The sequence below is a fragment of the bacterium genome, from assembly GCA_009926305.1.
In the GTDB taxonomy this organism is placed as follows: Bacteria; Bdellovibrionota_C; UBA2361; order UBA2361; family RFPC01; genus RFPC01.
The window spans coordinates 1-14,218 of the sequence record RFPC01000035.1 but is presented as its reverse complement, the minus strand read 5'-3'; the positions used below and the strand labels follow the sequence as shown (position 1 = coordinate 14,218).

15 protein-coding genes are annotated in these 14,218 nt (G+C 45.2%); 6 read left to right on the top strand and 9 right to left on the bottom strand.

The window, feature by feature from the left end:
- Together EBR25_07335 and EBR25_07330 are read right to left on the bottom strand one after the other, a co-directional pair.
- On the bottom strand, positions 1 to 876 hold the full coding sequence (locus EBR25_07335; GenBank protein NBW40802.1) for an N-acetyltransferase: 876 nt from the start codon (positions 874 to 876) through the stop codon (positions 1 to 3).
- A gap of 37 nt (positions 877 to 913) precedes the next feature.
- Positions 914 to 1,207, bottom strand: coding sequence for a hypothetical protein (locus tag EBR25_07330; protein ID NBW40801.1), 294 nt, complete (start codon positions 1,205 to 1,207; stop codon positions 914 to 916).
- A gap of 95 nt (positions 1,208 to 1,302) precedes the next feature.
- Between EBR25_07330 and EBR25_07325 the strand changes: the two genes are divergently transcribed.
- Together EBR25_07325 and EBR25_07320 are read left to right on the top strand one after the other, a co-directional pair.
- Complete coding sequence (locus EBR25_07325) at positions 1,303 to 3,120, top strand: hypothetical protein (GenBank protein ID NBW40800.1); 1,818 nt, start codon at positions 1,303 to 1,305, stop codon at positions 3,118 to 3,120.
- 12 nt (positions 3,121 to 3,132) lie between these two features.
- Complete coding sequence (locus EBR25_07320; protein NBW40799.1) at positions 3,133 to 3,648, top strand: hypothetical protein; 516 nt, start codon at positions 3,133 to 3,135, stop codon at positions 3,646 to 3,648.
- Between the two features lie 100 nt (positions 3,649 to 3,748).
- Here EBR25_07320 and EBR25_07315 read toward each other — a convergent pair whose 3' ends face one another.
- Entirely contained in the window at positions 3,749 to 4,120 is a 372-nt protein-coding gene (locus EBR25_07315) for a hypothetical protein (protein NBW40798.1), read from the bottom strand.
- A 305-nt stretch (positions 4,121 to 4,425) separates the two neighbouring features.
- On the opposite strand from EBR25_07315, the gene EBR25_07310 reads away from it, so the two are divergent.
- Positions 4,426 to 4,860: a hypothetical protein gene (locus EBR25_07310; protein NBW40797.1), complete on the top strand. Its 435-nt coding sequence runs from the start codon at positions 4,426 to 4,428 to the stop codon at positions 4,858 to 4,860.
- Here the strand turns inward: EBR25_07310 and ribH are convergent, their stop codons facing one another.
- The gene (gene ribH, locus EBR25_07305; GenBank protein NBW40796.1) at positions 4,861 to 5,349 is read right to left on the bottom strand and encodes a 6,7-dimethyl-8-ribityllumazine synthase; all 489 of its coding nucleotides are present in this window, start codon (positions 5,347 to 5,349) and stop codon (positions 4,861 to 4,863) included. It abuts the gene before it with no gap.
- A gap of 100 nt (positions 5,350 to 5,449) precedes the next feature.
- Here ribH and acnA point away from each other — a divergent pair, with 100 nt between their 5' ends.
- Entirely contained in the window at positions 5,450 to 8,149 is a 2,700-nt protein-coding gene (gene acnA / locus EBR25_07300) for an aconitate hydratase AcnA (GenBank protein ID NBW40795.1), read from the top strand.
- Positions 8,150 to 8,378: 229 nt separating this feature from the next.
- Positions 8,379 to 8,642, top strand: a complete 264-nt coding sequence (locus EBR25_07295) for a hypothetical protein (protein ID NBW40794.1) — start codon at positions 8,379 to 8,381, stop codon at positions 8,640 to 8,642.
- Between the two features lie 124 nt (positions 8,643 to 8,766).
- On the opposite strand, the gene EBR25_07290 is transcribed toward EBR25_07295, so the two are convergent.
- From EBR25_07290 to EBR25_07270, 5 genes are all read right to left on the bottom strand, one after another.
- Positions 8,767 to 9,198 (bottom strand): DUF4442 domain-containing protein, encoded by a 432-nt coding sequence (locus tag EBR25_07290; GenBank protein NBW40793.1) that lies wholly within the window; start codon positions 9,196 to 9,198, stop codon positions 8,767 to 8,769.
- 177 nt (positions 9,199 to 9,375) lie between these two features.
- Positions 9,376 to 9,996 carry an HD domain-containing protein gene (locus tag EBR25_07285; GenBank protein NBW40792.1) on the bottom strand — a complete coding sequence of 207 codons (621 nt, stop codon included), beginning with the start codon at positions 9,994 to 9,996 and terminating at the stop codon, positions 9,376 to 9,378.
- 55 nt (positions 9,997 to 10,051) lie between these two features.
- Positions 10,052 to 10,681 carry a thioredoxin family protein gene (locus EBR25_07280; GenBank protein NBW40791.1) on the bottom strand — a complete coding sequence of 210 codons (630 nt, stop codon included), beginning with the start codon at positions 10,679 to 10,681 and terminating at the stop codon, positions 10,052 to 10,054.
- Positions 10,682 to 10,788: 107 nt separating this feature from the next.
- A complete protein-coding gene (locus EBR25_07275; protein ID NBW40790.1) occupies positions 10,789 to 13,026 on the bottom strand; it encodes a hypothetical protein in 2,238 nt (745 codons plus the stop codon).
- On the bottom strand, positions 12,975 to 13,736 hold the full coding sequence (locus tag EBR25_07270) for a nucleotidyltransferase family protein (GenBank protein ID NBW40789.1): 762 nt from the start codon (positions 13,734 to 13,736) through the stop codon (positions 12,975 to 12,977). The genes EBR25_07275 and EBR25_07270 overlap by 52 nt, the downstream gene beginning before the upstream one ends.
- 125 nt (positions 13,737 to 13,861) lie before the next feature.
- Here EBR25_07270 and EBR25_07265 point away from each other — a divergent pair.
- Positions 13,862 to 14,218: hypothetical protein (locus tag EBR25_07265; protein ID NBW40788.1), on the top strand; the 357-nt coding region annotated here is incomplete at its 3' end.

The following is a 14,218-nucleotide window of genomic DNA, read 5'->3' as shown; positions in this document are numbered from 1 at the left end:
CTAGCGAATAAAGAAAGTATTTCGGTAGCTCGTTGAAAAGCCGAGCCGAGTATAGAGATTATATGCATCTTGTGATGCATACAGAGTAACGGTTGCATAGCCGTATTCTCTGAGTTTTGATAGACAAAACCGGGCAAGTCGAGAGCCGTATCCACCTCCGCGCCGTTCGGGTAATACAGCAAGATTAGCGAAGCTCGACTGATGTTCTCCCTGTCCACAAAGAATTGAACCAGTGGCAACGACATCATTGCCACTTCGAAGTATATAGTGTTCCCACAGGGAGTCGGCTATCTGGCTCTTTGCATTTTTAGCGGAATCGGCACTCCGATAGCCGATCGCTTCATGGAGCTGATACCACGATTCTATTAATGTGACAGGAAAGTGATAGCTACGGATGAGAGTCTCTGTCCATTCACGCAGTGTGCTGTTGTCACAAACAATCTCTATCTGTTCTTGTGAGTTGTCTTCAGACTCCTTCGGCGCGACTATGAGCTGTGTGTCAGGCTCGGCCAGCTGAAGATACATTCCTGTTGTACCCGATTTTTCTTGGAAAGAATATTCTTCAAATAGTGCTCGATGCGTATTCGTCAGGATTGCAGGATTTGAAACAAGCCATGCGATAGAGCAGTTTGCCTTGTTACAGTAATCACTGACAGTTTCAAGGTTTCTCCTAAAGCTGTCTAGCGTCATATCCGAATGGAGCACTGAATTGAACAGTATGTCCTGAACCGATGAGTGATACCAAATCAGCTCAGGTTGAGAACGGAACGTAATCTGTTCCCATCCTGACCAAGTACCACACCCCAATATGGCGTTCTGATGAATGAGCTCGGCATAAGAGGGGATTGAGTTCCCCTTACTAGGGCGTGGAAACATGCCTTGATGTTACTGTGGATAGGTCAGAAGACAAGACTTATTCATCATCAGACGACAGGAGTGCTTTTACCCGCTCCTCATTGAGCATGGGACTGAGAGTATCAAGGGGAGTGCTTTGGTGGGTAAGCTGATGTTGGAGCTCGTGAGCAAGACTATCAGCTTGCTCAGGAGAGAGTCGGGTTCTTGTATTGAGAATCACACCTGTTTCATCGGTATTTTCCGATAAAGCCACTGATTTTGGGGTTTGCAGGGTGTTTTGAGTTTGCGAAACAGGGGATTGATTGGCACCTCTGATAAGCTTCGTGATATTTTCTCGGTCTATTGAAGTCATCTTATTCCCTTTTTATATGTGTTTCGGGTACCCTTATGATGCATTCGAGTGAGAAGAGGACTCAGTATCTGACAGTAACGTAAGCGGAAGAAGTTATGAATATTCTAGGTATTTCAGCATTTTATCATGATAGTGCGGCAGCTCTCATACAAGACGGCGAGATTATAGCTGCGGCTCAAGAGGAACGCTTTACCCGAAAGAAGCATGATTTTGAGTTTCCACGTCATGCTGCTGAGTATTGTTTGCGCGAAGCGGCCATCAAAGTCGAGGACCTCGATTTTGTAGTTTTTTACGATAAACCTGTATTAAAGTTCGAGCGGTTACTAGAGACGTATCTCACAACTGCTCCAAAAGGCTTTACCTCCTATGCTCAGGCGTTACCGCTCTGGTTAAAGCAGAAACTCTGGATTCCAGATACGATAAAAAACGAGCTTGAGTATGAGGGAGAAATTCTTTTTACCGAGCACCATCAGAGTCACGCTGGGAGCGCATTTTATCCGTCTCCTTTTCAAGAGGCAGCTATTCTCACCATTGATGGCGTTGGAGAATGGACGACTAATAGTCTGGGTGTGGGGAAGGGAAACACTTTTCAGATTACCAAAGACATTAAGTTTCCTCATTCCCTTGGTCTCCTCTATTCAGCGTTTACGTATTACACCGGGTTCAAGGTGAATTCAGGTGAATACAAAGTTATGGGACTCGCTCCGTATGGAGAACCGAAGTATGTGCAACAGATTTATGATCACCTGATTGATCTGAAAGAAGATGGCTCCTTCCATCTGAACTTAAAATACTTCAATTATATGTCTGGACTCACGATGACCAATGATGATTTTGGTGAGTTGTTTGGAGGTCCAAGAAGAAAACCAGAAACACCACTTACACAGCGCGAGATGGATTTAGCTCGCTCAATTCAGGACGTAGTAGAAGAGACCATGCTTCGGCAGGCGCGATATCTGCACAAGGAGACAGGGCTTGATAATGCGGTTCTTGCGGGAGGAGTGGCACTGAACTGTGTAGGAAATGGTCGTGTACTGCGTGAGGGTCCGTTTAAGAATATATGGATTCAGCCAGCAGCAGGTGATGCTGGTGGGGCTTTAGGAGCAGCTCTCTGCGTTTGGTATGGGTACCTTGGTAATCCTCGAGTGGCTGATGGAAAGACAGACTTTCAAAAAGGCAGCTACATCGGGCCGTCATTCTCGAATGACGAGATTGAGCAGGAACTGGCAGCGCTAGGAGCGAAGTACGTCAGGCTATCTGAAGATGAGCTCATGGATAAGACCTCAGACCTGTTAGCAAATGAAAAGGTCATCGGTTGGTTTCAGGGACGGATGGAGTTTGGTCCAAGGGCACTCGGAGGGCGGAGTATCATTGGGGATGCTCGTTCTACTGAGATGCAGACCAAGATGAACTTAAAGATTAAGTATCGAGAATCATTCAGACCATTTGCACCAGCAGTACTGAAAGAGGAAGTTGGTAAGTACTTCGAACTGGAGGCCGAGTCGCCTTATATGCTGCTTGTTGCGCCCGTGCGCAAGGAGCGTCGTAAGCAGATGACAGAGGAGCAAGAAAAACTTTTCGGCATACAGAAGCTTAAGGTTCCAAGGTCTGATATACCTGCTGTTACTCATGTTGATTATTCCGCTCGGGTTCAGACTGTGACATCAGAAACGAACCCTCGGTTTCATGCTCTTCTCACGAGTTTTCGGGAGAAGACGGGATGTGGAGTTCTTGTGAATACGAGCTTTAACGTCCGGGGGGAACCAATCGTAGGTACGCCATCGGATGCCTACACCTGTTTCATGAGAACTGAAATGGATTGTCTTGTCGTAGGAGACTATCTGTTATTGAAGGAAGAACAACCGACCTGGACCGAGACGGACAATTGGCGAGACAAATACGAGTTAGACTAGAGGAGATCTGAGTTGCAACAGGTGAAACACTTTTACGAAACAACACAGACGAAAAATGTCCAGCTGCATGTAGTTGCTGGTCATAATAGGGGCGAGTCTCAAAAGGCTTCGCCGTTAGACGTGAAATATTATGGCAAACCAAAGCGTCAACACGTGAAGGAATTTGGATGTCTATTTGGAGCTATTTTTGCTTCGATAGCTGCTTATCAGCTTTCGGTGGAAAGAGTTGAGACTGCTCTCAGCCTCCTCCTTGCGACGATAGTTATTGTGTCTCTTGGTTCATATGCTCCGAAGGTTCTTTATCCTCTATGGTCTGGATGGATGGCATTTGCAAATGCTCTTGGGATGGTTATGTCCCTTCTCTTTGTTGCACTTACGTGGTGTTTGATGGCGGTTCCGTTGGGAATACTCTTACGATTAATCGGGAAGAAAGTAATGGATCTTTCCTTTGATCGCTCAGTCCCTACGTACTGGGAGGTACGAAAGGAATCTTGCCACGATTTCCAGCTTCTAGAACGGCAGTTTTAATCTGCCAATACGGGAAAGGCAAAAGAGCGTGACGGGGATACAAGATGTGCCGTAATCCCCCTGATCGGTGCCATCCGTAGCCCGTCACGATAGGAAGTTGCTATCCTGCTATGCAAGGACGAGTGGCTTCGCTTGAACAGACGGTAAGTCCTACATCTGATGTCGTCCTAAATACACTATGTAACAACGTGACATAGTTATAAAAGGTAAAGTTGTTAAAACCATTACAGAGTGTGTCCTGGGGACTAAATCTTGCAAGGTTCAAGAGAAAGAGAGGGAGTGAGTCGTATTGATGGATTTCGAGTACCTCATCAAACTGTGAGTCCGCTAAGCAAGTTAGAGCGTCATCAACTGGTTTGGTGGATTGGCGATTTTGTGTAATTTCTCTTGTTATCTCGGCATTTGATGGTTGCGGTAGAACAAAAATACAAGCAGCAAGAGCGATGCTAAAAAGAAGACGAATAGATGACATGGTCTTTCCCCCAAAAAAAAGTGTAAAACCTTCGTTTGCCCCAATTCGTAGCTCATTTCCATTATGAACTAAATTTCAGAGTTGTCGCATAAATATCGAGCTTGCCGCCGTATATCCCTTGATTTATGGGATAATTTTTTAGTCATGTTGCTTCTCGGTAACTTTGTTAGAGAATAGAGATAAATTGAGACATTGGAAGATTTTTTTTTCATAACAGCTGTAGTGGGGGCGAAGTCAGCTTGTGTCCATTCATTAAAGAAGTAAAAATCAACGAGATAAAAATTCATTCGACAATGGTGATGTAGATGATTGAAGACAGCAAACAATCCAGAGAGGCTATTGAACAAGAGTTTCGTGGTGGAGGTGGTTCGACACCGATTTTAGCGCGTGGCTATATTCCTTCTGATATGAGTAATGATGCAAGAAGCCGTAAGGGCTCTCGAAGATTGATAGAGCCTGTGGCCATAGGATTGGCTGATTATGTTGTCAATTTGCCAGAATCAGAGAGTATTCTTACTGGTTCGTTCTTAGACGGCTCCACAGATCTGAAACAAGAGCTGCTCGATAGGTTTATGGACTTTTGGCGTCTTCCTGAAGAGCAACATACTGCAGAGACCAGAGAGTTTTTGAACAATTTGCGTGGACAGCCTAGTGAATATGTAGCGAAGTTTACTGGCGAAGTTGAAAAGCAAGCAGAAAGGATACTTGCTATATCGATGAAGACCAGAGAATACGCCTGATTATCTGGAGCCATCCGTTGAGGAAAGTGCCCTCTTCCAGTGAATCATTTTGAGTGCGGCCAGAGCAGCCTCTCTTCCTTTATTTGAGTCGTCATCTGCGCAACGAGCTTTCGCTTGCTCAATCGTCTCAACAGGGAGTACTTCAACAATAATGGGTATATCTTCTTCGAACATAACACGTTCAAAGCCACGACTGATCATGTCCAGGATCATATCAAAATGTTGTGTCTCGCCACGTAAGACTATTCCAAAAACAATGATAGCTTCTAACGTGGGAGTAGAGCGCGAGACATGCCGGGCTGCAAAGGGAAGCTCTAACGCTCCAGGGAGTCTATGGCAATGAGGAGCTGCGGCACCTGCCTGATCGAGAATAGCCCTACAGTGCGCTATGCACACGTCGGTATATTCTGCATACCATTCTGATTGAAGAATAGCTACCTGAGCTCCAGGTACTTGTGTTAGTATCGTCGTGTCGTATGTTGATTTCATAACGTTTTCCCCTTCAACACTATCATTATTGGCGGAGTAGGCGGAAATTGCTAGATCTGTGAGTGAAGAAGCGACTTATTTATCGTTTTGAGGAGTGATTATGTCAGAGCACAATCCTTTTGGAGCTCTTGCTCCCTTGGTAGGTGGAGAGTACGGGGATGTAAATTTTTACCGTCTTCGTGCTTTAGAAGATGCTGGTTTTGGAAGTATGTCGCGACTTCCTTTCAGTATTCGTGTCTTACTCGAGTCTGTATTACGGAATCAGGATGGATTCTCCTTCACCGAGGAGCATCTCAAGGCATTAGCCGGATGGGAGCCGAAGGCGGTGGGACGAGATGAAATCCCGTACAAGCCGGCGCGGGTAGTGCTTCAAGATTTTACAGGAGTCCCAGCAGTTGTTGATCTTGCTGCTATGCGTGATGCGATTAAGAGGCTAGGTGGTGATCCACAAAAGATTAATCCATTAGTTCGTTGTGATCTCGTAATCGATCATAGTGTTCAGGTTGATTACTCTGGAAGTAATGATGCACTGGTGAGGAATGAAGCACTTGAGTTTTCTCGAAACAAAGAGCGATATGAATTTCTGAAGTGGGGGCAAGAAGCTTTCAAGAACTTTCGAGTCGTACCTCCATCAACTGGAATCGTCCATCAGGTGAACCTAGAATATCTTTCTGAGGTTGCGTATTTTAACGAAGATACCCGTGTTGTTTATCCAGATTCGTGTGTTGGAACAGACAGCCATACCCCAATGGTCAATGGTCTTGGAGTAGTCGCATGGGGAGTAGGCGGTATCGAGGCAGAAGCGGTAATGCTCAATCAGCCGATTGTTATGCTTATTCCCGATGTTGTAGGCGTGAAGCTTACGGGTGACCTGCCTGAAGGCATCACGGCTACAGACCTCGTACTTCGAGTTACCGAGATGTGTCGTGAGCTAGGGGTTGTTGGGAAGTTTGTTGAATTCTTTGGACCGAGTTTGTCACATATGACTATTGCCGATCGGGCAACGCTTGGAAATATGGCTCCAGAGCAAGGCTCTACCGTGAGTTTTTCTCCAGTAGATGATGTGACTTTGGATTACATGCGAGCTACTGGTCGTCCTGAAAAGCTTGTTCAGCTGACAGAGCGGTATTATAAGGAGCAGGGTCTCTTTCGAACTGAAGATACCCCCGATCCTGAGTTTACGGAGGTGCTAGAACTTGATCTCTCTACGATAGAACCAGCAGTTGCTGGTCCAAAGCGCCCTCAAGATAGAGTCGCTCTCGCCAGATTAAAAAAATCATACCCAACAATGATTACTAATCCTGTTGGGCCAATGGGTCTTGGTAAAGAGGAAGCCGAGTTTACAAAGTCGATACCGCTGACTCTCGATTCAGAGGAATGCAAGCTTGAAACCGGAGCGGTTGTGATTGCTGCAATTACTTCGTGTACGAATACGAGCAATCCCTCGGTTATGTTGGCTGCTGGACTTGTCGCCAAGAAGGCACTGGAAAAGGGGTTGCGTGTGCCGCCATATGTAAAAACTTCACTCGCTCCCGGCTCTCGAGTGGTAACAGAGTATCTAGAGAAGTCCGGATTAAACACATCATTGGATGCACTAGGCTTTCAGACGGTGGGATATGGTTGCACTACATGTATAGGAAATTCTGGTCCGTTGAAAAGTGAGATTGAGGCTGCTATCAGAGAAAATGATCTTGTAGTGTCGGCGGTGCTCTCTGGGAATAGAAATTTTGAAGGACGAGTACATCCTTTGACTCAGACCAACTTTCTTGCTTCTCCACCCTTAGTAGTTGCATTTGCTCTGGCAGGAAATACGAACCGAGATTTAACAAGTGAGCCGATCGGGACCGATAAGGAGGGGAAAGAAGTTTTCCTAAAAGATATCTGGCCAACAAACCATGAGATCGAGCAGGCCGTGAGATCATTCATTACCGTCGATATGTTTCGAGAGCGTTATGGGGAGGTCTTCAAGGGCTCTGAAGCGTGGCAGTCAATCAAGACGAGTGGTGGTGAACTCTATGAATGGCAAGCAAGCTCGACTTATGTGCAAAGCCCGCCTTTCTTTGATGAAGTGACTCGCGATGTAGGTCATATCCGTCCCGTACAGAAAGCTCGAGTGCTTGGATTATTCGGGGATTCAGTAACTACTGACCATATTTCACCTGCTGGGAATATCGCGAAGGATTCTCCCGCAGCGCAGTACCTGACGGAAGAAGGGGTTCAGCCAGTAGACTTTAATAGTTATGGCTCTCGAAGAGGGAATGATAGGGTAATGGTGCGCGGCACTTTTGCAAATATCCGTATAAAGAATCGACTGGTTCCAGGATCTGAAGGGAACGTTTCAATACATTTCCCTACAAAGACCCAGGCAAGTTTTTTTGAAGTAGCTGAAATGTATCGTAAAGATGGTACGCCACTGATTATTCTTGCGGGTAAAGAGTATGGGTCAGGATCATCTCGTGATTGGGCTGCAAAGGGACCATATCTTCAAGGAGTCAAAGCGGTAATTGCAGAAAGCTATGAGAGAATCCACCGGAGTAACTTAATTGGGATGGGGATTATCCCGCTGCAATTTCTTGATGGTGATAGTGCTGCATCTCTGGGTCTTGATGGAAGTGAGGCTTTTACCATTGAGATATCGGATTCATCAGAGCCTGGAGAGGAGATTTCTGTGCGTGCTACTCGGACTGATGGTAGTGAGCATTCCTTCACGGTAAAGAGTCGGATTGATACCCCCATGGAGGTACAATATGTACGTGATGGGGGGATTCTGTGTACGGTGCTTAAGAATCTTATCGGGTAGCCTTCTGTACAGGGGATGGATTCGGAGGATGAGAGGCTTCTTTGGAGCCGCAATCCTTTGGGATATCTCTGTATAGGGTAAAGAGCCCATATCTAGTGTTTTTTCAATGGGTTATATTCATAGCATGGGTGCTTGCCCCGTATGATCTTTCACCTTGACGAAGCCCTAACAAAATCCTAATAATTCTCATAGTTCTCTAATAACTGAAGGAGGCTTTGTGGCGAATTATATGAGTGAAGGTCAGGTAAATATCAATGAGCAGTGTGATCGAAAAGTTGCTCTTTCCCTAGAGGCAGCTGCTCATGCTGATGTCGCCCTTGAATGGGATGATTCCTTTGCGAGAGATTCACTGCGTAGTGATGAGAATGAAGTGCTGGCCCCTTCAGGATATGATCCTGTGGAAATTGCCATCCAAAATGAAGAGAAGGAGATTGCTCGATCGCTTGAACAGATTCGAGAGAGTCTTAAAAGTGAAGGAGTAATTGAACGATAGGTAGCTGGGCTAGCCATCGAAATTGATCATTCTGAAAATGAGGAGTTGCTAACGATATTTTGCTGAGTTCATCCCCGTGGAAGGACTTGGGAATCTCTCGATCAACCGTTCTTCTTGATCCGGGCTAGGACTTTTTTCGCGCTTTTACTGACAGCATCAGCTCAAATCGAGCAACAATTTCCTTGTTGGGATTGGTTGTGTACGCAAGGATTTCTACTGCTTGCTCCTTTCTTTCGCCACTTGCCACTGCCAACTCAATTAGAGTCCGGGTTTTCTTTCCATCCTCACAGACAAAATGTACGTCAGCCTCTGGACGCTTCAGAAAATCACCTCGTATTGATTTAAAGACAATGCTGACCGGTATTTCGCTTCGCGCAGCCTCTTCAAAGGCGATAAGACCCCCGGCACAATCAGCCCCTACGCAGAGCGCTCCAAAGTACATACTGGACAAATGGTTCCGAGAGCGACGACGAAGAGGAATGAGAATTTCACATCGATGTTCATTGAGTTCGATGACTTTTGGAGCCAGGTATCCAATCATTGGAACCTGTACCATACCAAATATACGCAAGAGCAGCGTATTTTTCAGTCGTTTTGGAAGACGGTTCAATGGAAAGCGATTCAGCAGTCGGCTCATTACAAGAGAATATCAGTAAATCAGTCATCACCAACAGGATCAAATTAGTAGAAAGAGAGTAAAAAGCCTGTTGGAGCTAAGAATACCTTGAGCCATTCATGTTGCCGTGAGGATGGGGACGGCTAAGAGCTGATCAATCTTGCTGATAATTGTCTCTATACGATTTCTGGCCAAGAGATGAGCCTTGTATTCTTGACTCTCAAGCCCTTTTCTTTGACCTATCTCGTTAAGACGCTCCATATAACTCACTGGGATTCCATTTGGATCCGTCTGTACATCACAGTAGGTAATAATCATTGCTACAATATCATTGGAGACTGTAATAGGAGCAAGTCCTCTGAGTTTAGAGACTTCAGGTGAATGCCCATGTCCTTCAATCAAGGTGGCGAGTCGATGTTCTCCCCGGTATCTTAAAAAATTCGCTCCATCGACTGGATGCCAACCTGTGGGATGATACTCAGTGGCTTGCTCTAAAAGGGTGCTTATCTCAGGTAAATATCCAATATCATGTAACAGAGCCGCACATTCAGTCTCTTTTAGACAGCAGTTTACATGTCTATGGTTTAATAACGTATCGCATACCTGAACCGCTCTATCTGCTACTGCTAAGATGTGCTCACATCGTAAGGGTTCATGCTGAAAAGCAGAGCGTATGAATTCTCGAAGCACAACGGGCTCTTTCAATCTAAGCTGCATGAGAATATTGGCTCTATTCATCGGTAAAGCATGCTTCTTTGCTGATTTGTTAGGTAAGCCCCGCCCCAGAGCGTATTTAACTCGAGTACTTTACAGAACAGCCATAGGCTTTAGTCGATGCTGTTTGAACAGGCTGATCTGCAAGCAAAGCATCAAGAGCTTCGGCAACGAAATTTCTTGCATTCTCAACAGAGGAGTGCCGACTAGAACTGTTATCATCAATCGCACCCGCGTATGCAACGGTTCCAGCTGAGTTAATAATAAACATGTGAGGGGTGGTCTTTGCCCCATATGATTTCCCGATGGTACCCGATGGATCGAAGAGGTATGCGGTAGGCACGGCAGCCTTTTCTGAAAGATAGTTTTTTGCTTCTTCAGTACTGAGATTTCCTTGTTTGTTTTCACCAGATGAGTTGATGGTCAGCCATACGACTCCAAGACCGACATATTTTTTTTGAAGTTGTTGCATATTTCCTGTTTGATAATGCTTGACTACATAGGGGCATTCAGGATTGGTCCACTCGAGAACTATGATTTTCCCTTTATACTGATCGAGACTCTGATTTACGCCATGCACATCAGAGGCTGTGAATTGGGGGGCAGAAGCTCCGATCTGAACCTCAGCTTGTGTAGCAGAAGCGAAAGAGAGTATTGAAGAGAGAAAGAATACGGTAAGAAAGAACACGGTAAGTACGAATCTACGCATAGGTAACATCCTAACGAAACAAAGATCTATTTACTTATAGACTAGCGAGTATACCGACTTTCTACCAGTCCAGGTATTAACGGAATCATGAATTTATCTGGTTTTGATCAGGAATCCTTGTCTGGCAGCTTATTGAGCTGTTCGATGACTACGCCCCGTGTTAGGACAACTGGCAATACAACAGGATTATCCCAGTCACCTGGAAGATACAGAACATTGAGTGGGACTCCTAATCTGTCAAACATCTCCAGAGCTCTCGTTATGACAGGATCTTCTGTCGTCCAATCTGCTTTTACGAGTATCACCCCCTTTTTTTGGAAAAGGTCTCGTATTGGCTTTGAGCCAAAAATGAGCCGCTTGTTTACCTGACACGTAACACACCAAGCAGCAGTAAAATCAACATAAACAGGTGTCTCAGCATAGCGAAGACTCGCCATAAGCTCTTCCGTATATGTTATCCACCGTAAGCCATATGAATCTCTAGTCGCTTCATACTGACTGAAGAGCGAAGAAGAGGTCTCGTTTTCTCTGATCTCGCTCTGTGGCAAGCCAATAAATCCACTGATACTTATGAGAATGACCAGCAGGAGGATACCAACTCGCTGTTTATGTCTGGATGCAGTTACTGGAAAGAATCTTCCATACATCCACAGTGAAAATGCCAGTAGAATACTGGCCAAGAGTAGCCATAGAAGAGCTTCTGGTGAGCTCTGCTGCTCAAAAACCCAGAGCAGCCATAGGGCAGTGAGAAGAATGGGAAAAGCCATTAACTGTTTAAAGGTAATCATCCATTCTCCAGGCTTTGGTAGAACGGCAAGCAGATTGGGTCGAAGAGAAAGCAAAACGTATGGCGTGGCCAAACCAAGTCCTAAGCATGAGAAGACGAGGAGTGATCGGATGAGATCAACTTGAATACCATATGCGATCGCGCTGCCCATAAAAGGCGCAGTACAGGGGGTAGCTAGCAGTGTTGCGAGAATCCCACTAAGAAAGGAAGAGAGATATCGTTCATCATCTGCGCTATCAACTTGACTCGAGATTCGTTGTAACGAAGCTCCAAACTCAAAAACTCCAAATAGGTTAAGGGCTACTGCAACCATGAGTAAGACAAGAAGAGCCACAAATGAGGGGTTTTGTAGTTGAAAGCCCCATCCAAGAGCTTCACCTGCATGTCGAATTCCTCGAATAAGCACTGCTAAGACCCAAAATGATATGAGCACTCCTAGTCCAAATGCTAAGCCATGTGCTCTGATACTGCTGTGCTTTTTGCCAGCTTTATTCACAAAACCTAAAATTTTGATTGCTAGCACAGGGAAGACGCACGGCATAAGGTTTAGGATGAGTCCACCAATAAATGCGCTCATGAGAATAAGAACGAAATATTGTGTATCTTTTTGAGTTGAATTGGTGTCACCGAGCGCCGACCCTGCGTCAGCTATCGGATATTGAAGAGAAATACTCTTGCCCATCGAACCATCCTGAAAAGGTGGTGTCTTGAGGATAATTCCATGAAATACGGAAGAGAAGGGCTCAACCTTTGGTCGCTGAAGAATGAGTTCGGCTGTTGAATCAGTTCTCGTCAATAGCTGAGGAGCGTTGTTCTGAATGACACCTTCTCCACCTGGGATAAATATGAGAGATTCAGTCAATTCAGATGGTTCAGAGAGAGTAAGCCTTAAAGAAGAGGTGTTCACCGGTGAGAGATGAAGAGACAGATCAGAACCGTCAGTAGGAACTCGTCTTAGAAATTTCTCAAATAGTGGAGCATCCTTTGATGGGATAATCTGTTTATCAGTTGAGACGGGCAGAGATAGAGAAAATATCCCATTTCCGGGAATACATTCTTCTTGACAGACGAGCCATTCAGCATCGAGACCAATAGTCACCTCACCGCGAGCATCTTGAGGAATGGGAAGTTCTACCAGCAAAAGCACTTCATCTCGATATCCATAATTAACGAAGCTGCCTACCTGAATGCGTTCAGGAAGGGGCCAAGTTACATCCTTATCGACGGATTGCCCATTAATGAGCCAAGTAAGGAGGGGAGACGCACCAGAGTCTCCAGAATACTTCCAATAGAGATGCCAAGAAGGCTCGGGTATGAGCCGAAGAGCAAACATCTCTGATACGCCTGGGGATAGTGTCTCATGTTCTGATAAAAGCTGTGCTCGGACATGAGGTTGTTGAATCTCAGTTGATGGTAATGCATGTGTCTCCTTGGCCAGTCCCATCACAAAGGAGAACAGCAGGATAGCCGTTAGCAAGAAGCAGTGAGTGTTCTTCTGTTCCTGCTTCATGACCCTATACCTTTCAGGAATGCATCTGTTGAAAAATGTTGCTGACATAAGGCAAGTTGTTCAGGAGTGCCAATATCGAACCAGAGTTCTTCATCAGCTTCATATTCTAGGACTTTTTGACCATTTGTTGAAGCTCTCAGATATCCTGTTATAGAGGATTCTTTTTCTTCAGCCGACGCAAAAAACCTGAGAATACTTCGAGAAATGATTTGGATCCCACAAAATCCTCTCGCTATCAGCTTGTCTTGATCTACCGCAGCAACAGGATCTATCAATGTCTGAGAATCTGAGTTTTTCCAGCCATAGAGTTGAGCACTATCAATGTGAAATAAAAGCACTCTCTCATCTTCTGGTTTTCTGGTTACCAATATTCCTGCGGCATTTTGAGTGTCATAAAACTCTCGTGCAGCAAGAATATCTACCGACGAGAGAATATCTGCATTGACGATTACAATTGGTTCAGTCTCGATAAAGTATGACTCTGCATGTTTGATTCCCCCGCCCGTATTGAGCAGATCAGTTTCATATGAAAGAAAGATGTTTGAACCAAAATCCCCATGTTCTTTCAGGTAATCCTCTACCAGTTGGCCATGATGATGGAGGTTGATGACAATTCGAGAAATCCCTGCTTTTTTGAGCTTCAGGATGTTCCATTCAAGGACACTTTTCCCAGAGATTTCAATCAGGCACTTCGGTCGGTCGTGGGTTAGGTGTCCCAGTCGTGACCCAATCCCTGCAGCAAGAATCATTGCCTGCATAAAAAGCCCTGTTTTCAATAGGTTGTCGTGACAGCAATAAAAAATAGTAGTTTTGCGGAAATCCCGCGACCATCACCCTTTAAATAATCATCTAAAGTGACGATAGCTACAAGAGAAGACTACAAATGGCAACAGCAATGAATACCTCAAGACGTTACAGCGCAACGGAGAAGGCGGCACTTACCCTCCTCACTCTTGGGCGTGATATTGCTTCTGACGTATTGAAGAACCTCACCGAAGCAGAGGTAAAGCGCATTAGTCGCGCATTTATGTTGGTGAATGAGGTTCCTCGTGAAGACCAGTTCTCGATAGGCAAGGAATTCCATACGATGATGAAAGCAGGGGAAACCATGCTTGTCGATGGAAGGGAGTTTGCGCGAGATGTTATCGCTTCAGCTTTTGGAGATACTGCTGGAGAAAACTTGCTCGAATATATCTCGGGAGCAAGAAAAGATTCTATAAGTAGTATCATTCGTGATGTC